Origin of the sequence: Enterococcus dongliensis (assembly GCF_031927985.1) — a bacterium.
Classification (GTDB): Bacteria; Bacillota; Bacilli; order Lactobacillales; family Enterococcaceae; genus Enterococcus_A; species Enterococcus_A dongliensis.
Genome location: NZ_JARPZC010000006.1, coordinates 20,286 through 43,882 on the forward strand (window position 1 = coordinate 20,286; position 23,597 = coordinate 43,882).

At 38.2% G+C, this 23,597-nt stretch carries 20 protein-coding genes; 16 read left to right on the plus strand and 4 right to left on the minus strand.

Going from position 1 to position 23,597, the window contains the following annotated elements; genetic code table 11:
- The first annotated feature begins 85 nt into the window (after positions 1-85).
- Genes rapZ through whiA form a run of 3 tightly spaced genes read left to right on the plus strand, consistent with a single transcriptional unit; the run spans position 86 to position 2,942 of the window.
- Entirely contained in the window at positions 86-973 is an 888-nt protein-coding gene (rapZ, locus tag P7D84_RS06190; protein WP_137603402.1) for an RNase adapter RapZ, read from the plus strand.
- Positions 970-1,968 (plus strand): gluconeogenesis factor YvcK family protein, encoded by a 999-nt coding sequence (locus P7D84_RS06195; RefSeq protein WP_170999764.1) that lies wholly within the window; start codon positions 970-972, stop codon positions 1,966-1,968. Before rapZ ends, P7D84_RS06195 begins: the two co-directional genes overlap by 4 nt.
- A 38-nt stretch (positions 1,969-2,006) precedes the next feature.
- A complete protein-coding gene (whiA, locus tag P7D84_RS06200; protein WP_137603401.1) occupies positions 2,007-2,942 on the plus strand; it encodes a DNA-binding protein WhiA in 936 nt (311 codons plus the stop codon).
- Between the two features lie 19 nt (positions 2,943-2,961).
- On the opposite strand, the gene P7D84_RS06205 is transcribed toward whiA, so the two are convergent.
- Entirely contained in the window at positions 2,962-3,477 is a 516-nt protein-coding gene (locus P7D84_RS06205; protein WP_137603400.1) for a thioredoxin domain-containing protein, read from the minus strand.
- Positions 3,478-3,774: 297 nt separating this feature from the next.
- Here P7D84_RS06205 and nifJ point away from each other — a divergent pair, with 297 nt between their 5' ends.
- The 4 genes from nifJ (at position 3,775) to glmM (ending at position 10,919) form a co-directional block, all read left to right on the plus strand.
- On the plus strand, positions 3,775-7,443 hold the full coding sequence (gene nifJ / locus P7D84_RS06210; protein ID WP_311805563.1) for a pyruvate:ferredoxin (flavodoxin) oxidoreductase: 3,669 nt from the start codon (positions 3,775-3,777) through the stop codon (positions 7,441-7,443).
- A 112-nt stretch (positions 7,444-7,555) separates the two neighbouring features.
- Positions 7,556-8,440 (plus strand): diadenylate cyclase CdaA, encoded by an 885-nt coding sequence (gene cdaA, locus P7D84_RS06215; protein WP_137603398.1) that lies wholly within the window; start codon positions 7,556-7,558, stop codon positions 8,438-8,440.
- A complete protein-coding gene (locus tag P7D84_RS06220; RefSeq protein WP_311805564.1) occupies positions 8,437-9,540 on the plus strand; it encodes a CdaR family protein in 1,104 nt (367 codons plus the stop codon). The genes cdaA and P7D84_RS06220 overlap by 4 nt, the downstream gene beginning before the upstream one ends.
- 23 nt (positions 9,541-9,563) lie before the next feature.
- Positions 9,564-10,919, plus strand: a complete 1,356-nt coding sequence (gene glmM, locus P7D84_RS06225; RefSeq protein ID WP_311805566.1) for a phosphoglucosamine mutase — start codon at positions 9,564-9,566, stop codon at positions 10,917-10,919.
- Between the two features lie 50 nt (positions 10,920-10,969).
- Here the strand turns inward: glmM and P7D84_RS06230 are convergent, their stop codons facing one another.
- Positions 10,970-11,617: a CPBP family glutamic-type intramembrane protease gene (locus P7D84_RS06230; RefSeq protein ID WP_311805568.1), complete on the minus strand. Its 648-nt coding sequence runs from the start codon at positions 11,615-11,617 to the stop codon at positions 10,970-10,972.
- A 159-nt stretch (positions 11,618-11,776) separates the two neighbouring features.
- Positions 11,777-13,585 (minus strand): glutamine--fructose-6-phosphate transaminase (isomerizing), encoded by a 1,809-nt coding sequence (gene glmS, locus P7D84_RS06235; RefSeq protein WP_311805570.1) that lies wholly within the window; start codon positions 13,583-13,585, stop codon positions 11,777-11,779.
- A 468-nt stretch (positions 13,586-14,053) separates the two neighbouring features.
- Here glmS and P7D84_RS06240 point away from each other — a divergent pair, with 468 nt between their 5' ends.
- The 8 genes from P7D84_RS06240 (at position 14,054) to yihA (ending at position 21,898) form a co-directional block, all read left to right on the plus strand.
- Positions 14,054-14,341 (plus strand): hypothetical protein, encoded by a 288-nt coding sequence (locus tag P7D84_RS06240; protein ID WP_311805572.1) that lies wholly within the window; start codon positions 14,054-14,056, stop codon positions 14,339-14,341.
- A 42-nt stretch (positions 14,342-14,383) separates the two neighbouring features.
- Positions 14,384-15,412: a signal peptide peptidase SppA gene (gene sppA / locus P7D84_RS06245; RefSeq protein ID WP_311805574.1), complete on the plus strand. Its 1,029-nt coding sequence runs from the start codon at positions 14,384-14,386 to the stop codon at positions 15,410-15,412.
- A 2-nt stretch (positions 15,413-15,414) separates the two neighbouring features.
- The gene (locus P7D84_RS06250) at positions 15,415-15,960 is read left to right on the plus strand and encodes an RDD family protein (protein WP_311805575.1); all 546 of its coding nucleotides are present in this window, start codon (positions 15,415-15,417) and stop codon (positions 15,958-15,960) included.
- Complete coding sequence (locus tag P7D84_RS06255; RefSeq protein ID WP_311805576.1) at positions 15,957-16,880, plus strand: tetratricopeptide repeat protein; 924 nt, start codon at positions 15,957-15,959, stop codon at positions 16,878-16,880. The genes P7D84_RS06250 and P7D84_RS06255 overlap by 4 nt, the downstream gene beginning before the upstream one ends.
- A 103-nt stretch (positions 16,881-16,983) precedes the next feature.
- Complete coding sequence (gene tig, locus P7D84_RS06260) at positions 16,984-18,267, plus strand: trigger factor (protein ID WP_137603389.1); 1,284 nt, start codon at positions 16,984-16,986, stop codon at positions 18,265-18,267.
- A gap of 237 nt (positions 18,268-18,504) precedes the next feature.
- Positions 18,505-19,854 (plus strand): GH25 family lysozyme, encoded by a 1,350-nt coding sequence (locus tag P7D84_RS06265; RefSeq protein WP_311805578.1) that lies wholly within the window; start codon positions 18,505-18,507, stop codon positions 19,852-19,854.
- Positions 19,855-20,006: 152 nt separating this feature from the next.
- Positions 20,007-21,254 carry an ATP-dependent Clp protease ATP-binding subunit ClpX gene (gene clpX / locus P7D84_RS06270; protein WP_137603388.1) on the plus strand — a complete coding sequence of 416 codons (1,248 nt, stop codon included), beginning with the start codon at positions 20,007-20,009 and terminating at the stop codon, positions 21,252-21,254.
- Positions 21,255-21,307: 53 nt separating this feature from the next.
- Positions 21,308-21,898 carry a ribosome biogenesis GTP-binding protein YihA/YsxC gene (yihA, locus tag P7D84_RS06275; RefSeq protein WP_311805579.1) on the plus strand — a complete coding sequence of 197 codons (591 nt, stop codon included), beginning with the start codon at positions 21,308-21,310 and terminating at the stop codon, positions 21,896-21,898.
- 8 nt (positions 21,899-21,906) lie between these two features.
- Here the strand turns inward: yihA and P7D84_RS06280 are convergent, their stop codons facing one another.
- Complete coding sequence (locus P7D84_RS06280) at positions 21,907-22,053, minus strand: SPJ_0845 family protein (RefSeq protein WP_311805580.1); 147 nt, start codon at positions 22,051-22,053, stop codon at positions 21,907-21,909.
- Between the two features lie 201 nt (positions 22,054-22,254).
- Between P7D84_RS06280 and P7D84_RS06285 the strand changes: the two genes are divergently transcribed.
- On the plus strand, positions 22,255-23,583 hold the full coding sequence (locus tag P7D84_RS06285) for a hypothetical protein (protein WP_311805581.1): 1,329 nt from the start codon (positions 22,255-22,257) through the stop codon (positions 23,581-23,583).
- Positions 23,584-23,597: the final 14 nt, after the last annotated feature.

Sequence of the window (23,597 nt, forward strand, 5' to 3'; positions counted from 1 at the left end):
AATACTCTTGATGAAACAGTCGAAAATTGAAATTTTTATCATTTTAACAAAATGATTTCTTAGTGAAGAGAAAGGAGTGACACGAATGACTGAGAGTTTGCATTTAGTTGTCATCACTGGTATGAGTGGGGCGGGAAAGACCGTCGCGATCCAAAGTTTTGAAGATATGGGGTATTTTTGCGTAGACAATATGCCTCCGGGATTGATCCCTAAATTTTGGGAATTGATTCGTGAATCTGGAAAGGTGACTAAGATCGCCTTAGTAGTAGATCTACGTTCCCGGTCATTTTTCGAAGATATTCAAAAAATGTTAATAGAGATTGAAAATACTGGTTTCATCGATACGAGTATTTTATTTCTAGATTGTTCGGATGAAGAACTTGTCTCTCGTTATAAAGAAACGCGGCGTGCCCATCCGCTTGCCATGGACGGAATGATCACAGAAGGAATTCGTAAAGAGCGTGCGATTTTAGAGGACTTGAAAAATCGAGCAACGTTGATGATCGACACAACGGAGCTGTCACCTCGTCAATTACGAGAAAAAATCAACCAGTCATTTAAACAAAAAGATGATGTAGGTTTCCACGTAGAAGTCGTTTCATTTGGATTTAAATACGGCTTGCCGATTGATGCTGATATCGTGATGGATGTCCGCTTTCTGCCTAATCCTCATTATATTCCAGAATTGCGTCCACAGACCGGATTGGATAAACCAGTCTATGATTATGTGATGTCTTTTACTGAAACAGAAAATTTTTATACAAATTTTGTTCGTTTGATCATGGATATTTTGCCAGGGTATATTAAAGAAGGCAAAAGTTCGCTGACAATTGCAATTGGATGTACCGGGGGTCAGCATCGTTCAGTAGCTTTGACAGAGCGAATCGGTCAGGCGATTGCTGATGCGGAATATAGAGTGAATATCACCCACCGCGACAAAGATAAGCGGAAAGAGACGGTGAATCGTTCATGAAGATGAAAACATACCGTATCCGAAAACCTAAAATTGTTGTAATCGGCGGCGGAACGGGATTACCAGTCATTTTAAAAAGTTTGCGAAATCAAAGTGCGGAAATCACAGCAGTTGTAACTGTTGCCGATGATGGCGGCAGCAGCGGTGAATTGCGAGATTCAATCGATATGGCTCCACCAGGAGATCTACGCAATGTTTTAGCGGCATTATCAGACATGCCTAAATTATATGAAGATTTATTTCAATATCGCTTTCATGAAGACGATAAATTTTTAGCCAATCATACAATCGGCAACCTTTTAATTGCAGCTTTGTCAGAAATGCGCAGCAGTACGTATGAAGCGATTCAATTGCTTTCAATGATGATGCATGTGGATGGGCACATCTATCCTTCTTCTGAAACCCCTTTAGTTTTGCATGCTGATTTTACTGATGGGACTAGCGCAATAGGCGAATCAAAAATCGCACTTGACCGTAAGACAATCGAAAAAGTCTATGTCACTGAAAAAAGTGGTGAAAAAGCCGTACATGCTGCACGAAAAGTAGTAAAAGCTATTAATGAAGCCGATATGGTCGTGTTAGGACCAGGCTCTTTGTTCACGAGTATCTTACCAAATCTGGTGATTAAAGAATTAGGTGATGCTGTTCGTACGACTGCCGCTGAAGTCGTGTATATTTGTAACATCATGACACAAAAAGGTGAGACAGAACATTTCAGCGATGCCGATCATATTCGCGTGCTGCATAAACATCTAGAAAGTAAATTTATTGATACTGTTTTAGTCAATACAGAAAAGGTACCAGAAGGGTATATGGATCCGGAAGTCTATGACGAGTATCTAGTCCAAGTGACTCATGATTTCAACGGATTGAGAGAACAGGGCTGTCGAGTCGTTTCAACTGATTTTTTGAAACTACGTGACGGTGGTGTCTTTCATGATGGTGAAAAAGTTGTTGATGAATTGTTCCGAATTGTTTTTGGAGCGAAGATTTAGAAGAGAACTTTTTCAATTTAAAAAAAGGAGGGCTCGTCATGTCTTTTGCGGCAGAAGTAAAAAAAGAGCTAACGAGTCTGACAGTCCAAAAACACCTCGCACAAGCTGAGTTAGCCGCTTTGATTCGAATGAATGGCTCGCTTAGCTTGAGTAATCATCAATTTGTTTTAAATGTCCAGACTGAAAATGCGGCGATTGCTCGTCGGATTTTTACTTTGTTGAAAGAACATTATGGTGTGCGCAGTGAGTTGTTGGTACGTCGGAAAATGAAATTAAAGAAAAACAATGTTTATATTGTACGGCTGAAACAAGGGACACAGAAAATATTGCTAGATTTAGATATCATGGATGGCATGATGTTCCAATCTCATATTTCTAATGAAATCAAGCAATCAGATGAAAAGACAAGAGCCTACTTGAGAGGAGCCTTTTTAGCCTCTGGTTCAGTCAATAATCCTGAAACAAGCCGGTATCATTTAGAGATTTCTTCGATTTATGAAGAACATAACCAAGACATCTGTGACTTGTTAAATCAATTTGACCTCAATGCACGAACATTGGAGCGTCGTAATGGATACATCACGTATCTGAAGGGAGCTGAAAAAATCGCAGACTTCTTGACATTAATTGGCGCGACAAATTCCATGTTGAAATTTGAAGATGTTCGAATCGTGCGAGACATGCGTAATTCCGTCAATCGTTTAGTCAATTGCGAGACTGCCAATATGAACAAAACGATTGATGCGGCTTCAAAGCAGATTGAGAATATCCATTTTATTGAATCGACTGTCGGTTTGCAATCGCTGCCTGAAAAATTACAAGAAATCGCAGAATTAAGGATTCAAAATCCTGAAATCAGTTTGAAAGAACTAGGTGAAATGATTCCTTCTGGTGCAATCTCTAAATCAGGGATTAACCATCGAATTCGCAAGATTAATGATTTTGCTGATAATTTACGCAAAAAAACCGTTTGAAGCTCAAACGGTTTTTTTGCTATTCAGCAATATAGGAATGTAAGGTCGTTTCATCGATTGCTTCGTCAAAGATATGTTCACCTAAAATAATTGTTGGGACGAAGTTGATATTAGCCTGTTCTGCTTCGTTGCGTATTTCTTGCTGCAAGTTTTGATTTGCTTGTTGAGTAAGGTGTAAATTTTTTTCGGCATAGGCCGCAACAGCCTCTAATTCGAAATCGCCCCAAATCTCTTGTGTTTCAAAGGCCTGTTGTATTTGGAACAAAGCTTTCTTAGGATCAGAACTAATGTATTCATGCATGATATTGCCGCGCTGCAAACTGATTTTATCTTTATCTAATAATTTAATGACACGCTGAATTTTTCCTTCGGCAACTGCTTGGTTTAAAGTGTCAGAAGATTCTACAAACCACTGCTTGCAATAAGGACAACGGAGATTGAGAAATTCAATCAAACGTTTCGGTGCAGTGTTTGAACCAATCTTTATCCCATTGAAGTCATTAACGAACTCTGCTTTAATAATCGAAATATCCATAAAAAGACACATCCTCTCTTTTATCAGTGTACAAAAAAAACAGTAGAAAACAAAATTTTTCACATAAATAAGTGAAAAAGCCTAAAACCTAGGTTTGAAATTATGCCAGGTTGGTTTATAATGAAGGCGTTATAGTAATGATCATACAGAGATTATTTTAATAGCTCTCAAGGAATTAAATGAAAGAGAACTCTGTTTTTTTATTTAATTACAAGTATTCAACTGGTCTAGTATCAATCAAGGAAGCGAAAGACTTTTTACAGTCTGATAGTATTATATAAATTAAGGAGGAGAAACATGCGTAAGAAAAAAACGATGGATGGAAATACAGCAGCTGCTTATATTTCCTATGCATTCACGGAGTTAGCCGCAATTTATCCAATCACTCCTAGCTCGACGATGGCTGAACTTGTGGATCAGTGGGCATCCCAAGGAAAGAAAAATATATTTGGTCAACCTGTATCGATTACAGAAATGCAATCAGAAGCAGGTGCGGCTGGTGTTGTTCATGGCGCGTTGAAAACAGGAGCACTGACAACAACTTATACAGCTTCACAAGGCTTGTTATTGATGATCCCTAATATGTATAAAATCGCGGGCGAATTACTGCCAGGTGTATTCCATGTTGCTAGTCGTGCAGTTACGACGAATGCCTTAAATATCTTTGGTGACCATGGCGATGTTATGGCCGCTCGTCAAACAGGTTTTGCAATGCTGCAAGAAAGCAGTGTGCAAGAAGTGATGGACTTATCTGCAGTTGCACACCTCGCTGCAATTGAAGGTAGTCTGCCTTTTATGAATTTTTTTGATGGTTTTCGGACAAGCCATGAGATTCAAAAAGTAGAAGTACTTGATTATGAAGAATTGGCTCCTTTAGTCAATCAAGAAAAATTAAGAGCTTTCCGTAAACGCAGTATGAACCCTAATCATCCAATGATCAGCGGGACTAATCAAAATCCTGATGTTCATTTTCAACAACGGGAAACAGTCAATCGTTATTATGACGAATTACCTGCAATCGTTCAAAAATATATGTTTGAAATCAACAAGTTGCGCGGGACTAATTATGATCTTGTCACTTATTATGGTGCAGAAGATGCAGAAGAGATCATTGTTGCGATGGGCTCAGTGGCTCAGACAATCGAACAAACAGTAGACTATTTAAATGCTAGCGGCCGTAAAGTTGGCTTTTTGAATATCCATTTGTATCGTCCGTTCCCAACAGAAAACTTTTTGGAAAAACTGCCTGATACAGTTAAATCGATTGCGGTCTTAGATCGATCAAAAGAACCAGGAGCAGACGGAGAACCACTTTTATTAGATGTCCAAAGTGTGATGTATGAAGCTGATGTTCGTCCTAAAGTAATCGGCGGACGTTTCGGATTAGGTTCAAAAGATGTTACGCCTGATCAGATTATTTCGGTCTATGATGAACTGCTGAAAGACAAAAAAACAGCGAAGAAACGCTTTACTATAGGAATCGTTGACGATGTGACGAATATGTCGTTGGAAAAGAAAGAAGTGATTGATTTAACCAATCCTAATACTTTCCAAGCGAAATTCTGGGGATTTGGCTCAGATGGAACTGTCGGAGCGAATAAGTCAGCCATCAAAATTATTGGGGATCATACAGATAAATATGCTCAAGGCTATTTCAGTTATGACTCAAAAAAATCTGGCGGTCTAACTGTTTCTCATTTGCGTTTTGGTGATACGCCGATCCGTTCGACCTATCTTGTTGAGCGTGCAGACTTTATCGCCTGTCACACGCCGGCTTATATTCATACGTATGACTTATTGAAAGGGTTAAAGCCTGGCGGAGTCTTTCTGATGAATTCAATGTGGAGCGATGCTCAGATCGATAAGTTGCTGCCTGCAAAAATGAAACGTTATATCGCTGAAAATGATATTAAATTTTATACGATCAATGCAGCAAAATTAGCAATGGAAGTCGGACTTGGTTCTCGCATCAACACGGTGATGGAAACAGCATTCTTTAAACTAACAGGGATTATTCCATTTGATGAGGTTTTGCCGATTTTAAAAGCAGAAGCTGATAAAAGTTATCGTCGGAAATCCTTAGAAATCGTTGAAAAGAACATTGCAGCAATTGAACAGACGGTCGAGTTATTACACCAAGTACAAGTTCCTGAAACTTGGCGGACTGTTGAGATTCCTGAAAAAGTACGTAAAACACCAGTTTCTCAATATGTGGAACAAATCGTTGAACCAATCAACTCACAACAAGGAAATGATTTGACAGTCAATGATCTTGTAGCTAACGGAATGACAGATGGAACGATTCCTACTGGAACAGCGAAATTTGAAAAACGTGGAGTAGCACTAGAAGTTCCTCACTGGATCAGTGATCGGTGTACTATGTGTAATGAATGTTCCTTTGTTTGTCCTCATGCAGCGATACGTCCATTTTTAGCAGATGATGAAGAGATGGAAGAGGCGCCAGAAGGCTACATCGTTCGTGAGATGCGCGGAGCTGATGGCATGAAATACCGCATCCAAGTCTCAGTAGAAGATTGTACCGGTTGTGGTCTGTGTGTTGAAGCTTGTCCTGCAAAAGACAAAGCATTAGTTATGAAACCATACGAAGAAGAAAAAGAACAAGCAATCAACTGGGCCTTTTCAATGACATTAAGACAAAAAGAAAATCCTGCTAAAACAAATTCTGTTTTAGGTTCTCAATTCAATCAACCATTACTTGAATTTTCAGGTGCATGCTCTGGTTGCGGAGAAACACCGTATGTCAAATTAATGACACAAATGTTTGGTGACCGTATGATGATTGCTAATGCGACCGGCTGTTCGTCTATCTGGGGAGCAGCAGCCCCTGTCAGCCCATATACGACCAATGAAAAAGGACAAGGTCCTGCTTGGTCAAATTCATTGTTTGAAGACAATGCTGAATATGGCTATGGAATGTTTTTAGCCAATCAGACACGAAGAAAAGAGTTGGCTGATAAAATCAACGATGTTTTAGACAGTGTTTCAGAACCATTACGTGAACTGATGGAAGACTGGATGGATCATATGTTTGAATCTGAAGGAACACAGCAACGAGCAACAAAACTAACTGCAGCTCTTGAGGCTGAAGGTTCAACAGATCCTAAACTAGCTGAGATCTATGATGATCGTGATTTATTCGTCAAAACGAGTCAATGGATGTTTGGTGGCGATGGTTGGGCATACGATATCGGTTTTGGCGGTATCGATCATATCTTAGCTAGTGGCGCTGATGTAAATATTTTAGTCATGGACAATGAAGTTTATTCTAATACTGGTGGTCAAACATCAAAAGCAACGCCAGCTTCAGCAATTGCAAAATTCTCTGCCGGCGGTAAATACCAATCTAAAAAAGATTTAGGTATGATGGCTATGACTTATGGCAATGTATACGTAGCACAAATTGCCTCAGGTGCCAATCAAATGCAAACAATTAAAGCTTTAGAAGAGGCGGAGAAATTCCCTGGACCTTCACTAGTGATTGCTTATACACCATGTATCAATCATGGATTGCGCGGCGGTATGAGCCAAACATTGAAAGAAGCCCAAGAGGCGGTTAGCTCTGGTTACTGGTCATTGTATCGCTTTAATCCTGCACAACGTGAAAAAGGAAAAAATCCGATGTCATTGGATTATAAGAAACCAAACTTCGATCATATGATTGGTTTTATGAAACAACAAACACGCTTTTCAGCATTAGAAAGAATTCAGCCTGATGATGCGCAACGACTGTACCAAAAGACAGTAGATGACGCTCAGACTCGCTTTTATAACTATGCACGTTTAGCTGGACAAGAAGAAAAGATTCGTGCAAAACTGGAAGGAACAAAAGTCGCAGTTGGTGTGGCAGCCGATGCCAAACCAAAACGTGAACGTACCGTTGATCCTGAAGCAGAAGCACGTCGCGCAGCACGCAGAGCTGCCCGAGCAGAAAAACGCAGCAAATAAGTTTTATGAGCCTTAGGTTACTAAGGCTCTTTTTTCTTGTTCAAATTTTATGCTAGACCTGTACCACTGTGGTATAATTGTAGAGAATTTTGGATAGAAAGAGAGGTTATCTATGCCTAATCGTCTAATTGAGTTATTCAAACCGGAATATTGGCTTAGCTTTTTTTCTGAGAATCTTTCAACCTGGGATATTATCGTCAACCTTTTAGATATAGTTGTTGTCTGGTTTTTGATCTATCGTTTGTTTGAACTTGTTCGCGGAACAAAAGCTGTCCAATTGATTAAAGGTGTGGCGATTTTTATTGGGATTCGAATCGTGGCTGAATTGATCGGGCTGCATACATTGTCATGGCTGATGAACCAAATCATCACATATGGTGTGATTGCAGCAATCGTAATCTTTCAACCAGAAGTTCGACGCGGGCTGGAACATTTGGGACGTAGTTCATTCTTTAAATCAACTAAAAAAGAAGAACGAGATGATGAGCGAATGATCCTAGCGTTTGATAAAGCGATTCAATACATGTCCAAAAGAAAGATCGGCGCATTAGTAACGGTCCAACGTTTTACAGGATTGGAAGAATACATTGAAACAGGAATTGATTTGGATGCGGATATCACCGGAGAATTATTGATCAATATCTTTATTCCGAATACGCCTTTACATGACGGCGCTGTGATTGTTAGAAATGGAAAAATCGCGGTTGCGTCAGCGTATTTACCTCTTTCAGACAGTATGTTGATCCCAAAAGAATTCGGGACACGTCATCGAGCCGCAGTAGGTATCAGTGAAGTCAGTGATGCACTGACATTTATTGTCTCGGAGGAAACAGGCGGAGTCAGTATCACATTGAACAATGATTTTCTTCATGATTTGTCACAAGAAGAGTACTTGGCTGTGATGCGGCGAGAATTATTGCCTGATGAAAAAAATATCGGTAAAAAGAGTCTCTTGCAAACCTTTTTAGAAGGGTTGACTAAAGGAGGCCAAAAATGAGAATTAAATTTAAAAAAAGCAATGCACCGTACATGCTGATTTCTTTAGTGTTTAGTTTGATTTTATTTTTTAATGTAAATAGTCAAAATTTTAGTCAGTTGATTTCTTCAGAAGCAACGTATGAAGAGGTACTGCAAAATGTTCCAATCAATGTTTTATATGATTCAGATGAATATTTTGTTCATGGCTTCTCATCGAATGTCTCGGTTAAGTTAAGCGGTGCAAATCGAATCCAATTAAATCGAGAAATTGATCAAGATACGCGAAACTTTAGTGTGGTCGCTGATTTAACAAAATTATCACCAGGAACCCATGAAGTTCATTTAAAAACCAAAAATTTGGCTAGTTCACTTTTTGCGACCATCGAACCAGAGACTATCTCAGTGACAATCGAAAAAAAGGTTAAAAAAGAATTTGAGGTCTCACCAATCTTAAGCAGCACAACCAATAGTAGTGGTCTGGAAATTGGTCAGATGTCAGTTCAACCGGAAAAAGTTGAGATCACAACTGGTGAAACTACCATGAATGAGATTGATCGAGTAGTCGCTTCTGTAGATAGCAGCAAACTAACAGCAGAACAAGAGGGTATCCAAGCAACAGTTCAAGCTTTGAGTGCAACTGGCGAGGCGTTACCAATTCAAGCTAGTCCGCAAAATGTAACGGTCAATTTTGAAATTCAGACACCAAGTAAAGAGGTATCGCTTTATCCGATTCAAGAAGGAAAATTGCCTTCAACTATCGAAAGCGTTAAAATCGATTTGAATCGTTCAAAGGCAACAATCACCGGTGCACAATCAGTAATTGATCCAATCGATAGTATTGGTGTTCCAGTTGATGTTAGTCAATTACAAGGAACGGTAAAAAAATTGATCGATATACCAATAGCTGGAAATTACCAAGTCAATCCTAAAACGGTGAATGCGCAAGTGACACCGGTATTCAAAAAATCAAAAGAAACAACAACTAGTAGCACGGATCATTCTAGTTCGTCGACAACAGAAACGACAGGAAATCCAAATGAGTCTTCGGAAACTTCTGAAACAAGTTCGACTCAAATCATGAATAATCAAGAAGAAACGACAGACCGATCAACTAACTAGTTGGAGAAGGGAAATATAAGTTAATGGGTAAATATTTTGGAACAGATGGCGTACGAGGAATTGCAAACAAGGAGCTAACGCCTGAATTAGCATTTAAATTAGGTCGATGCGGCGGATATGTATTAAGCCAGCATCATAACAGTGAAGAACGTCCGCGAGTTTTAGTCGGGCGTGATACACGTATTTCTGGCGAGTTATTAGAAACAGCTTTGATCTCAGGATTGTTATCTGTTGGGATCGAAGTATTCCAATTAGGTGTTATTTCAACACCAGGTGTCGCTTATTTGACGAGATTACAAAAAGCTTCTGCTGGAGTCATGATTTCTGCTTCTCACAATCCTGCAGAAGACAATGGGATCAAGTTCTTTGGTGGTGATGGCTTCAAATTGGTCGATGAACAAGAAGCTGAGATCGAAGCATTGATTGATGCTGCAGAAGATACCTTGCCAAGACCATCAGCTGAAGGTCTCGGAACATTAGACGAGTTCCATGAAGGACTATTGAAATATTCACAATTTTTGGTCCAAACAATTTCAGGTGATTTATCAGGCTTGACAGTTTGTGTCGATGCGGCAAATGGAGCCACTTCAACAAGTGTCGATCGTTTATTTGCAGACTTAGAAACAGATTTTTATACGATGGGAACATCGCCCAACGGTTTGAATATTAATGCAGGTGTTGGTTCGACCCATCCAGAAGCATTAGCACAAATGGTTGTTGAAAAAGGTGCAGATGCCGGTCTAGCTTTTGATGGCGATGGTGATCGAGTGATCGCTGTAGATGAGTTAGGAAATATCGTTGATGGCGATCGGATTATGTTTATCTGTGCAAAATATCTAGCTGAACGTAAACGATTGAAAAAAGATACGGTAGTAACTACGGTCATGAGTAATTTAGGCTTCCATAAAGCAATCGAAGAAATCGGCTTAGCTGATGTTGTCACTCAAGTCGGTGACCGCTATGTTGTTGAAGAAATGCGTAAAAATGAGTACAATCTTGGCGGTGAACAATCCGGCCATGTATTGTTCTTGGATTATAATACGACTGGCGATGGTATGTTGACAGGCGTTCAATTATTGAACATCATGAAACAAACTGGCAAAAAGCTTTCTGAGCTAGCTAGTGAAGTAACGATCTATCCGCAAAAATTGGTTAACATTCGTGTGAGTGATAAATATGGTGCAATGGATGTGCCGGCTATCAAAAAAGCGATTGAAGAAGCAGAAGCAGAAATGGCCGGTAATGGACGAATCTTGGTTCGCCCTTCAGGAACTGAACCGTTATTACGTGTAATGGCTGAAGCGCCAACGGATGAAAAAGTTGAATACTATGTTGAAAAAATTGCAGCAGTTGTTCGTGAAGAAATCGGCTTAGATTAAGCAAAAAGAACCGTTCCGGATTTTACGGAACGGTTCTTTTATATAGTTTATTAGTTGAATAATTGTGGAAGGATTGAAATAACGATAGAAGAAAAATCAAAAAGAACATGAACCATCCAACTAGTCCAGAGTGAGTTACTCTTTATTGCAGCTTGATTAAAGATCAGTCGTGCACTCCCTTGAATTAAACAGATGTGAACAAGGGTTTCAAAACTATTTCCATTATAATAAGTAGAAAAGTGAATCAAGCCAAAAATAATTGCTGAGAGAATACTGGAGACCGTCAGACTAAATCTACTGGAAAAAATACTTAAAAAGAATAGTGAGAATAATTCTTCACCAAGTAACATGATTGGGAGAGTAAAAATCAAGAGTAAACTCGGATGATCAGTTACGAGGTTTCCTTGTAGCTGCCAACCTAAAAGATAAGTTAAAATGAATCCAGCCACTAAACTTACAACCCAATTCAAAGGAAAATAAATTAAGCTGATTTTTATTGGTCGGATTGGTTTGGAAAATAAATGGTTTGTTAAAGGGACGCCAAAAACTAAAATAAAGGCTAGATAACTTGTTAGCGCAACTGAGAAAATCCCCAGATAAGTAGGGCCATACAATAATCCGAACAGGCCTAAAAATATAAGTACTGTAGCAAGAATCACTTTTCTTAAGTTGACAGGTTGATAAAACAATTTATTCATAAAAGGCTCCTCGTAGAATCTGTTTTCAGTTTCATTCAAGACTATACACCTGAATATAAAATAATTTAGATTATTTTACGTTTTGCTGAAAACAGCTGAACAATAACGATTACATTTATAGCAAACAAAAAAAGGTTGAGAATTCTCAACCTTTTTTTGTTATTCAACTGTGACTGATTTTGCTAAGTTACGTGGTTTGTCAACATCATATCCGCGTTGTAAGGTTGCATAATATGCAATCAATTGACCAGGGATAACAGAAACAAGGGGACGTAAGAATTGATGGACGACAGGCAAGATAATTTGATCGCCTTCTTTGCTCAATTCTTCGGAAACGATGACTAAAGTATGAGCACCGCGGCTTTCTACTTCTCGTAAGTTTCCACGTGTATGTGGAGCAGTCACTGCTTCGGTAATAATCCCAATAACTGGTGTTCCTTCTTCAACTAAAGCAATCGTACCATGTTTCAATTCTCCCGCTGCAAAACCTTCTGCTTGGATATAGGAAATTTCCTTTAATTTCAATGCGACTTCCATAGAGACGTAATAGTCTTCTGAACGTCCGATATAAAAAGCATTACGAGTTGTTGCCAAATAATTTTTAGCAATTTCTTCGATCATTGATTTTTCAGAGATCATGACATCCATCGCGTTTGCTGCGATTCCTAGTTCTTTTGTCAAATCAAATTCTTTGGCAGCTGAGTTTCCTTTGGCTTGGCCCACGGCTTTGGCTAAGACAGTTAAAGCTGCAATCTGAGCTGTATACGCTTTAGTAGAAGCTACCGCAATTTCTGGACCAGCGTGCAACAGCATCGTATAGCTTGCTTCTCGTGACAATGTTGAACCAGCAACGTTTGTTATGGTAAGCGAAGGGTGTCCTAGTTCATTAGTTTTTACTAGTACTTGACGGCTGTCGGCTGTTTCACCGCTTTGTGTTAAATAGATAAAGAATGGTTTTTTTGAAAGTAAAGGCATGTTATAACCAAATTCACTAGATAAATGAATCTCCACAGGAATATCAGCTAAGCCTTCAATGATCTGTTTACTTGCCCAGCCGGCGTTGTTGCTAGTTCCGCAAGCGACAATATAAATACGGTCAGTTTCTAATAAACTTTGTAATAGTGCGTTATCAATAACGACAGTTCCTGTTTCATCAGTGTATTCACTGATGATCCGGCGCATTGTAGCTGGCTGTTCATCGATTTCTTTTAACATGTAATAAGGATACGTGCCTTTTTCCATATCAGAAAGATCGATTTTTGCTTCATAAGGTGCTCGTTGAATCTCATTGCCGTTTTCGTCTTCAATCTCAATCTGATCTTTGGTTACGATGACCATCTCACCGTCGTTGATCTCAACGAATTGATTCGTTTGTTCTAACATAGCCATTGCATCACTGCAGACGACATTAAATCCATCACCTAATCCAATCAATAATGGACTTTTGTTTTTTCCGACGTAGATAGTTTCACGATCATTTTTATCAATCAAACCAAAAGCGTAAGAACCGTGAATTTCTTTCAAAGCTTTTCGGAAAGCTTCTTTCGTAGTAAGTCCTTGATCTGCGAAATATTCAATTAGATGAACTGCTATTTCTGTATCAGTCTCACCGTAAAAAGTATCCTTTGCCAAATATTTTTTCTTCAATTCGTCATAATTTTCAATGACACCATTATGGACCAATACAAAGCGTTTACTTTGTGAAGTATGGGGATGCGCGTTTTCTTCGCTTGGTTCACCATGGGTTGCCCAACGTGTATGACCGATCCCGATTGTGCCATGAACGTTTTCTCCGATTTTATCGGCTAATTCTTTGATGCGTCCTTGTGATTTGATCAAAAAATCTTCTTTTTGATCTGCTACAAAAATACCTGCAGAGTCATACCCGCGATATTCTAATTTTTCCAATCCTTTAACTAAAATCTTTGTTGCTTGCTCATTTCCTACAATTCCTACGATTCCACACATAATGTCTTCCTACTTTCTTAGCATTATCTGTTTCCGAACTGTCTGATCATTTTTTGTTCTTTTATAAAGTATTTGTAATGATCTGTAGAGTACAGCAACCCTGAAGTTATCCGCCGAATCCTTCGATAAACTTCTCCCTCGTCACCTTCAAAAAAGGTCTGGCGCTATCTTATTGGTACATTTAAGATTTTTTTGTTTTAATATCGGAAACAAGGATTAATATAATATAAACTTTCATTTTAGTCAAATATTTTTTAATTTTTAACTAATTGGTATATATGTAATTTGTGAAATTGATATGGACGGCTATCTTGCTTTCACATTTCATCTGGTAGGAGAATAAGGTAGAATAGAAGAGTAGTTAGTTACAGAATATTTTTGTAGCGGGAAGAGCTCGCTGTTTGGACGAGTTAGTTCAGCGAAGGATCTATACCAACAATTGTTACAAAAAAAGAGGAGGAAATTTAAATGAATCAACCAGAAAATCTGACAGTCGGGGAATTGCGCAAATTTTTAACGCAGTTTACAGATGATTCAGAAATCACCGATGATACTAAAATATTTTTAGATACCGGTTGGGACAGCATTCAAGAGATCAATCCGGATGCTTTGAGTATTGAAGAAGCACAAGCGTTTAAAATAGAAGATCCTTTAACCCATGAATTATTTGGCGGGTACTCTCTATTAGAAAAAGCGGAAAAAATGAAAGGTGAAGGCCCAGTAGAAAAAGTATTGGTGATTCGTAATTTGTATTAAAATTGAAAGTTAGACCTGTTTTAAAAGATTAGGAGGGAAAACATGAACAAGAGACGCTGGGTAGCTATTGGGATTGCGGCGATAGTATTGATTTTATCAGTGGTATCATCTGCTATCGGCAGTAAAAATGACGAAAAAAAAGAACTTAGTCAAGTCAATGAGTTGTTGTATGGCACAAATGGCATACAAGAAAAAACTGAAGAAGCCGGTTCAACTAATGAAAAAATTGTCAAACTAACAGTCGAAGGAGCCATTATTGATGATGGCTCCAGCGGGTTATTCGCTAGTGGCGGCTACAACCATGAATTATTTATGAAGCAATTAGCAAAGATCAAAAAAGACTCACAGGTCAAAGGGATTTTGTTAGAAATCAATTCTCCAGGAGGAGCGGTCTATGAAACGGCAGAGATCACTCGCGCTCTAAAAGAGCTCCAAAAAACAAAAAAAATCCCTATTTATACTTCGATGGAAAGTCAAGCAGCTAGTGGCGGTTATTACATTGCGGCTAATTCAGATCGGATTTACGCTACTGAAGATACGATGACCGGTTCAATCGGTGTGATTATGTCTAGCATGAATTATTCTGGTTTGATGGAAAAGCTTGGAATCAGTGATACGACAATCAAGAGCGGGGCATTAAAAGATATCGGTTCTTCCTCTCGACCTCAAACGAAGGAAGACAAAGAAGTGCTGCAAGGTTTTGTGGATAGTATGTATAGTCGTTTTGTTAAAAATGTTGCTGAGGGACGCAATATGGATGAAGAAAACGTACGTAAATTAGCTGATGGACGAATCTATGATGGGACACAAGCGCTGGAAAATGGTCTAGTGGATGAAATCGGGTATCCTGATCAAGCATTGCGGGCATTGAAGAAAGATAAAGATCTAAGTGATGCAAAAGTCGTGTCCTATACAAGTGGTGCAACTAATTTCATGAATACTTGGTTAGGAAACAGTTTAGCAGAACTTCAAGGAATCAAACCTTCACAGGAAGAATTGGTCAGAAATATCGTTGAAAGTGTTGGTACCCCTCAAGCGCCTAAAGCGATGTATCTTTATGGAGGTGAGTAGACATGAAAGAAGAAATCCAGCAAAAACCAGCTGTAGGACCTGTAACACAGTTACTGAATAAAAAAAAGAAGCGTCTAAAATTTCATCAATACCCGGATTATTTTTATGCCGGTTTTTGGATACGTCTATTTGCCTACTTGTTGGATTTATTGTGTATCTCAGCAGTGACAGGAATTTTGTTGGGACTGCCTGCAAATTTAATGGAGTGGCCGAAAGATGCAGGATTAATAAGTGTCTATGGATCATTAAGTGTAGTTATTTATTTAGCGTATTTTATTTTGTTGACAAAGTTGAATCATGGACAAACGATTGGAAAGATGGCTTTTGGGATTCAAGTTGTTTGTTTTAATGAAGAAAAATTAAGCTGGCAAACAGTTCTTATTCGAGAAGGAGCTTGTCGTTTTGTTCTGCGGGGCTCATTTTTTATGCTAGGGTACCTCGTAACGATTTTTACAGCGAACAAACAACACATTGGTGATTATTTTTCCGATACTAGTGTAGTAACAATAAATCTATTAGCAGCTAGAGAGGATTTTAGTCAATTATGAATCCGATAGATTTTCCTAATAATGATCATTATTATTTAGCACTGGCAGAAGAAGCCTTTTCTTCAGGTGATTATCTGCAAGCCTTAGTCAATTATCAATTAGCTTATCAAAAGAATCCTTCGGCGAAATTGAATCGATTGATCGTAAGTTTAGCATTAGAACAAGGGAAAGTTACTGAAGCCCTAGAATACGCGGACGAAGCTAGTGAGAGCTATCTTGAGTCAGCAGAGACGGTCGATTTGTACTTGCAAGTCCAAACGTCAGCTAAACGTTTTTTCGTCGCACGAGAATTTTTATGGCGGGCAAAAAAAACTAAATCATTGACTGAAGAACAAAATGACCGTTGGTTGATGCGGATCGATGATCAAGAGTTGTTCCACCAAAGACAACAACAAACTATGCTGAAACAACTGGAAGTACAACTTCATCAATTACCAAAAGTATCTACGATGGAGCAGTTGCTGCTCGTTCGTACAGTCAAACAGCTTCCGGAAGAGCGCCTTAGAGTGCTGGCAGAAAATTTTATGGTTGATCCTAAAGTAGCACCGCTGGTTCGTAGTTATTTATTTGAAAGTTTGGCACGTATAGGGACAGTGGATAAAGTCCGCTACTTAACGATTCAAGCTGAGATTGTGGAGCTATCACCAACGGAAATAGATTTTTCAGAAGGGTTGCAAAATAAAATCGAAGTAGGATTAGCTGAACAGTTAGAAGATGAGGATCCAGTTTTTTTAGCAAATATCTTAGAACAAGTCAAATTAGAAATGGCTTTTTTATATCCGCTACAAAATTCTTATTTGAAACCAGAAGCGTGGATTGCCAGTTATTTATCTGAGTATTTGAATCAAGCCGAATCCCTGGATAAAAATATTGAAGAGATTCGTGAAATAATCAAACGACTGATGATTGATTACCATTAAAAAATACCGAGAACAAAAGCTTTATATTTACATTTCACAATCAGTAGTGTAATATTTAATGGTATGCAAAATGCAAGTATATTAGTATTCGGAGGGAACAAACGTGACTGTAAATTTTGAAAAAACAGGCACCAATGATGGTGTGTTAACATTTTCAATTGAACAAACTGAGATTCAAAAAGGATTAACCAATGCATTCAACAAAGTGAAAAAAAATCTTAATGTACCTGGCTTCCGTAAAGGCAAAGTCTCTCGCCAAGTATTCAATCGGATGTATGGGGAAGAAGCTTTGTATGAAGATGCTCTAAATGACGTATTGCCAACAGCTTATGAAGCAGCTGTAAAAGAAGCTGGCATCGATCCAGTCTCTCAACCCAAAATTGATGTAGACAGTATGGAAAAAGGCGAAGCTTGGGTAATCAAAGCTGAAGTGACTGTCAAACCTGAAGTAAAATTAGGCGACTACAAAGAATTAGAAGTTCCTAAACAAGACGTAGAAGTAACTGATGCTGATGTAGATGCTCGTTTGAAATCAGAACAAGAATCTCAAGCTGAATTAGTGATCAAAGAAGATGAAGCAGCTGAAAATGGCGACACAACAGTCATTGATTTTGAAGGTTTTGTCGGCGACGAAGCATTCGAAGGCGGCAAAGGCGAAAACTACTCACTTGAATTAGGTTCTGGTTCATTCATTCCTGGTTTTGAAGAACAATTAGTTGGACATAAAGCTGGCGAAAGTTTAGACGTAACAGTTACTTTCCCAGAAGACTATCAAGCAGAAGATCTAGCTGGTAAAGAAGCAATCTTTAAAGTAACAATCCATGAAGTAAAAGCAAAAGAATTACCTGAATTAGATGATGATTTTGCAAAAGATGTTGATGAAGAAGTAAATTCTTTGGATGAATTAAAAGCAAAATATCGTGATGAATTAACAAAACAAAAAGAAGAAGCTGGCAAAGAAGCTAAAGACGAAGCAGCAATCAAACAAGCAGTAGAAAATGCAGAAATCGTTGAGCTTCCACATGTAATGGTTCATGATGAAGTACATCGTTCAATGGATGAATTCCTAAACAACATGCAACGTCAAGGAATCTCTCCAGAAATGTACTATCAATTAACTGGTTCAACAGAAGAAGATCTTCATACACAATTTGAAGGCGAAGCTGAAAACCGTGTGAAAACAAACTTAGTGATGGAATCAATCGTTGAAGCAGAAAAAATCGAAGCTTCTGAAGAAGACATCGCAAAAGAAATCAAAGAATTAGCTGACATGTATCAAATGCCAGAAGAACAAATCCGCCGTGTCCTAACAGAAGATATGTTAGAACATGACATCAAAATGAAAAAAGCAGTTGAGCTAGTAACTGGAACAGCTGTAGAAAAATAAGTCACCGAGCCGTTCCTTTGATGAAATGGAACCTGATAAGTTGACGTTAAGTATGTAGTACGAAATTCGTACTACATACTTTTTGTGTTCAGAGATAAAATATATGCTTTTTTGGTTTAATATAACAAAAAAACTTCAAATAAATGATTAAATTTGGTGTTATTAAACTAATGGTAAAAGTAAATGAATAAAAAATATAATTCATAGTTAATATTTTTGAATAATAAGGAGGAGAATATGAAGAAAAAATTTTTAGGACTAAGCTTTTTAACGATTTTAAGTTTAAGTTACGCTACAACGGTGTTAGCAGAAGAAAGTCAAGGAAGCCTTGAACAAACAGTAACGACAGCAGTTACTAGCGAGGAAACTGTTGACAGCTCGGCAGCCGAACAAATAACAGCAGAAACAACAGAACAGACAGAAAGTGCAGAAGAAGCTATTCCGCAAACACAAATGGAGACTGCTGACGGGACGATGTCTTTGCCAAGCGGACGTTCAGATCTTTATCCCACACTGCAATTATATTCGGCACTACCAGCAGTTTCTGTGACAAACACAAATACACCGAGTAAAAATTTCATTGATATCTCTTCTCATAACGGAACAATTTCTGTCGCAAATTTCCAAAAAATGAAGAGTTATGGAATCATAGGAGTTGTCGTTAAGTTAACCGAAGCTACAAGCTATACAAATCCCAATGCTCAAGAGCAGATTAATAATGCTAAGGCCGCTGGAATGAAAGTTTCTGCTTATCATTATAGTTGGTTTACTAGTGATGCACAGGCAATCGCAGAAGCAAATTATTTTGCTGCTGCTGCCAAAAGATTTGGGCTCAGCAACAGCACAGTATTGGTCAACGATATAGAAGAACCACAGATTCTTGGTAAAGGCAATCATACAAACAACTCAAAAGCTTTTGAAAATCGGTTAAAAGCTCTAGGGTATGGAAACGTTCGACATTATATCGGGTTAAGCTGGTTAACATCTGGACGGATCAATGCAGGAACGATTGGAAATAAAAATATTTGGGTAGCGGCTTATCCATACAATCTTTCAACTACAAATCTCTATACACAATATGGTTCTTGGCAATGGTCTTCACGCTTGTCATTTCCTGGAATCAATGGGACCTTCGATATTAATGCCGATTACACGGGGATATTCAGCAATCCAGTAACGACACCGACGACGAGTGTCCAGATGCATCGCTTGTATAATCCCAACAGCGGCGAACATTTTTACACACAAAACGTTGCTGAAAAGAATAATTTAGTCAAGCACGGTTGGAAGTATGAAGGGATTGGCTGGAATGGGCCGACATCAGGTAATCCAGTTTATCGCTTGTATAATCCAAATGCAGGAGATCATCATTACACATTGAATTCATATGAAAAAGACAATCTAGTCAAAAAAGGCTGGCGTTATGAAGGAATCTCTTGGTATTCAGGTGGCTCGAATAAACTGCATCGCTTATATAATCCCAATGCCAAAGCAGGAGCCCATCATTATACGCTCAATACCAATGAAAAGAATAATTTAGTTAAACATGGTTGGCGTTATGAGGGATTGGCTTGGTACGCAAAATAGACAAAAAGTTCTCGATTTTTCGAGAACTTTTTTCTTTAGAAATTCTTTTTAAATTTTCTTGGATTCTTTGTCTTTTCAAGGCTTTGTGTTATTATAGATAAAGACTGCAATCGTGGAAACACTTGTAGAGAAAGAAACAAGAGGTGAAAACCATGTATGAAAGCACAGGCGCAGGTGAAACAGTCCGCTGTTCATTTTGTGGAAAGACCCAAGAAGAAGTAAAAAAAGTTGTCGCGGGTCCCGGAGTTTATATTTGTAATGAATGTATTGACCTTTGTAAAGAGATCATAGATGAAGAATTTCATGAAGAAGCGATTCGTGAGTTTATTGATGTACCAAAACCCAAAGAATTATTAGATGTACTAAACCAATATGTGATTGGGCAAGACCGTGCTAAAAAAGCGTTATCAGTTGCGGTGTACAACCATTATAAACGAGTGAATGCTGAAGCAGATGAGATAGATGAAGTTGAATTGCAAAAGAGTAACATTTGTTTGATTGGACCAACAGGTTCAGGGAAAACTTTCTTGGCACAAACTTTGGCTAGAACGCTAAATGTACCATTTGCAATCGCAGATGCTACTAGTTTAACCGAAGCGGGGTATGTCGGTGAAGATGTAGAGAATATCCTATTAAAGCTATTACAAGCAGCAGATTATAATGTTGAGCGTGCTGAAAAAGGAATCATCTACATTGATGAAATTGATAAGATTACCCGTAAGAGTGAGAATGTCTCAATTACGCGTGATGTGTCAGGTGAAGGTGTCCAACAAGCATTGCTTAAAATTCTTGAAGGGACTGTTGCTAGCGTTCCACCGCAGGGCGGCCGCAAACATCCACACCAAGAATTTATTCAAATCGATACAACCAATATTTTGTTCATCGTTGGCGGGGCATTTGATGGCATCGAAGCAATCGTTAAAAACCGACTAGGAGAAAAAACGATTGGTTTTGGGACCAATAATAAAAAAATTGCAGATGATGAAAGTATTATGCAACAGATCATTCCAGAAGACTTATTGAAATTCGGTTTGATTCCAGAATTCATCGGACGTTTGCCAGTGACAACAGCGTTAGAAAAACTAACGACAGAAGATTTGGTTCGTATTTTGACTGAACCTAAAAATGCGTTGGTTAAGCAGTATCAAAAATTACTTTCTTATGATGAGACAGAGCTAACGTTTGATGAGGATGCGTTGAATGCAATCGCCGACAAAGCTATTGCTCGTAATACAGGCGCACGCGGTTTGCGGTCGATCATCGAAGACGTCATGATGGATGTCATGTTCGATATACCTTCAGACGAATCAATCAAAAAAGTAATCGTTACAAAAGATTCTGTTGAAGGATCAGGAAAACCAATAATCGAGTATCATAGCGACACGAAAAAAGCAGGTTAGCAAATGAGGGTTCACAAAGTAATTTGTGGACCCTTTTTGAAAGGCGTGAAAGAATGAAAGTGCACAATGCAGAGATCGTCATCAGCGCGGTCTCACCTAAACAATATCCGGAAACAGAATTGCCTGAGATTGCCTTAGCTGGCCGATCAAATGTTGGAAAATCTTCTTTTATCAATACATTAATTGATCGTAAAAATCTGGCACGAACATCAGGAAAACCCGGAAAAACTCAGACATTGAATTTTTATCTAATCGAAAATGCGTTACATTTTGTCGATGTACCTGGATATGGTTACGCGAAAGTATCTAAGACTGAGCGGGCTAAATGGGGAGAAATGATTGAGACTTATATCACTACGCGTAAGCAATTACGTGCAGTCGTCTCGTTAGTGGATCTTCGACACGATCCTAGTAAAGAAGATATCCAGATGTATGAATTTTTGAAATATTATAATATCCCTGTAATCATGGTTGCAACTAAGGCGGATAAGATCCCTCGTGGAAAATGGAACAAACACACAAGTGCGATTAAGAAAAAATTGGATTTTGATCCAAACGATACCTTCGTTCTCTTTTCATCTGAAACGAAAAAAGGAAAAGAAGAGGCGTGGCAGGCGATTGAAGCGGCAATCAAAAAGGACTGAGCTTATGCTCAGTCCTTTTTTTTGTCAGTTGGTTCTACCTTTGGTTTTAAGAATTTTTGAATATCCTCACTTTTCTGTACATCTTTATCCGGATCAACTACAAAAGATTCAAATAATTTATCCAAGTCATCGGTTTTTTCAAATTTTAGTCCCATTTGAGCACCTCCAATTAAGTTTTAACATAATCTATTATAGTATACAATTTTTTAAAACATAGTAATCAATTTTATAGGGATTTTTTAATCTTTACGATATAATTATAATAGATAGATAGATAGATAGATAGATAGATAGATAGATAGATAGATAGATAGATAGATAGATAGATAGATAGATAGATAGGAAAGGGGAAGGCAATGGAAAAAAATCAAATGATATATTGTGTCAGTCAGCTGTATGATTTGAAACAAGATGAGATCCAATTGAAGATCGAAGATTGGCTAGTTATGAGCCGTCTATTGCTGGAACCAGATACAATGTCGATCAATGGAAAGGATCAAAAATTTGATCTGGATTATCTGCGACAGCTGATCGCTGAATTTGGCGTAAATGAAGATTATTGGCTTCAGTTACGAAACGATGAGGAAGAAACGACGATCCATCTGATGGGTGATAGATTATTTGAGAAATATATTCTTGCTAAAAAAAATTTTTATTATTGGGAAAATGTTTATCTAGATTATTTGGCAGCTCGCTTGCGTCAACATGGGTTTTTCGCATATATTCGTTCGTATGCTGAATATTTATACCATAATACAAGTGACTTGTCCAAACGGCGTTCATTTGAAACAGCAGAAAAAACGCAAAAATTGCCTAAAATGAAAGGGCTTAATGGAGATGTTGTCGTAGATTGCAATGTTTTTCCAGGCTATGATGTTTTTTATAAAGGAGTTTGTTTGACGGCATGTTGGCGTATCTTTCTAGGAGCGCCTTACAAACAATTATTTGCAAAACCGCTGTTACTGGAAATCCAGCAAGTCGAAGAAGTTGCCGAACTTGGCGAAGGGGTTATTTTTAAGTTATATAAAGATCCATTTCAATGGCAAGAAGAGGCGAATTTAAAGTTTCAACAATTGCTTCGTGATCAATTAGGCATCCCGCAACTATCTTATACCAATGGAGTAGGCTTGTTAAAACAACCATACATTGAATTTGCATTTGAGGATACTGTTATTCAGACTGTTCAATACCAAAATGAACGATTTCAACCGACCGAAAAGAAGCATGCCTCATATTTTGTGACTCGGACCTATAATTTTTTGACGAATCAGTATCGAGTCAATCGAATGAAGGGCGGGTTGAATGCCTTGGCTTATTTTCCCTGGATCGATGACAAAAGTGAGCGAATGATGAATTATCATATTTTATATCCTGAATTGACCTTAGATAAAGGACTGGCGGCTTTTGAATACTATATTCGAGACTCAATCGAATTTGAGATTCAAGACACACGCTACAAGGATTATACTGCTGTTTTACAATTATTTATTCCAAAGAAAGCTTTTTCGGATTTTCCTTTGGAAGAATTGAAACGAGCGTTAAAAGATATGACGATCCATCAGATCAGTCGTAAAAACGATTCGTTGACTTTTTCCTTGGAAAAAGAAAAAAAACATTTGATCGTTTCCTTTATAGATCAAAAGAAGGTAACATTAAAAAATCAGTTAGATATACTCGAAATTTGAAAGGAGCGGATAAT

Excerpts from the sequence above, each read along its gene's own strand:
- P7D84_RS06205 (WP_137603400.1), bottom strand. The coding sequence starts at position 3,477 with ATGGATATTTCGATTATTAAAGCAGAGTTCGTTAATGACTTCAATGGG.
- clpX (WP_137603388.1), top strand. The coding sequence starts at position 20,007 with ATGTATGAAAGCACAGGCGCAGGTGAAACAGTCCGCTGTTCATTTTGT.
- glmS (WP_311805570.1), bottom strand. The coding sequence starts at position 13,585 with ATGTGTGGAATCGTAGGAATTGTAGGAAATGAGCAAGCAACAAAGATT.
- rapZ (WP_137603402.1), top strand. The coding sequence starts at position 86 with ATGACTGAGAGTTTGCATTTAGTTGTCATCACTGGTATGAGTGGGGCG.
- P7D84_RS06220 (WP_311805564.1), top strand. The coding sequence starts at position 8,437 with ATGAGAATTAAATTTAAAAAAAGCAATGCACCGTACATGCTGATTTCT.
- P7D84_RS06255 (WP_311805576.1), top strand. The coding sequence starts at position 15,957 with ATGAATCCGATAGATTTTCCTAATAATGATCATTATTATTTAGCACTG.
- glmM (WP_311805566.1), top strand. The coding sequence starts at position 9,564 with ATGGGTAAATATTTTGGAACAGATGGCGTACGAGGAATTGCAAACAAG.
- P7D84_RS06230 (WP_311805568.1), bottom strand. The coding sequence starts at position 11,617 with ATGAATAAATTGTTTTATCAACCTGTCAACTTAAGAAAAGTGATTCTT.
- P7D84_RS06240 (WP_311805572.1), top strand. The coding sequence starts at position 14,054 with ATGAATCAACCAGAAAATCTGACAGTCGGGGAATTGCGCAAATTTTTA.
- P7D84_RS06195 (WP_170999764.1), top strand. The coding sequence starts at position 970 with ATGAAGATGAAAACATACCGTATCCGAAAACCTAAAATTGTTGTAATC.
- sppA (WP_311805574.1), top strand. The coding sequence starts at position 14,384 with ATGAACAAGAGACGCTGGGTAGCTATTGGGATTGCGGCGATAGTATTG.
- P7D84_RS06280 (WP_311805580.1), bottom strand. The coding sequence starts at position 22,053 with ATGGGACTAAAATTTGAAAAAACCGATGACTTGGATAAATTATTTGAA.
- nifJ (WP_311805563.1), top strand. The coding sequence starts at position 3,775 with ATGCGTAAGAAAAAAACGATGGATGGAAATACAGCAGCTGCTTATATT.
- yihA (WP_311805579.1), top strand. The coding sequence starts at position 21,308 with ATGAAAGTGCACAATGCAGAGATCGTCATCAGCGCGGTCTCACCTAAA.
- P7D84_RS06285 (WP_311805581.1), top strand. The coding sequence starts at position 22,255 with ATGGAAAAAAATCAAATGATATATTGTGTCAGTCAGCTGTATGATTTG.
- cdaA (WP_137603398.1), top strand. The coding sequence starts at position 7,556 with ATGCCTAATCGTCTAATTGAGTTATTCAAACCGGAATATTGGCTTAGC.
- P7D84_RS06265 (WP_311805578.1), top strand. The coding sequence starts at position 18,505 with ATGAAGAAAAAATTTTTAGGACTAAGCTTTTTAACGATTTTAAGTTTA.
- P7D84_RS06250 (WP_311805575.1), top strand. The coding sequence starts at position 15,415 with ATGAAAGAAGAAATCCAGCAAAAACCAGCTGTAGGACCTGTAACACAG.
- whiA (WP_137603401.1), top strand. The coding sequence starts at position 2,007 with ATGTCTTTTGCGGCAGAAGTAAAAAAAGAGCTAACGAGTCTGACAGTC.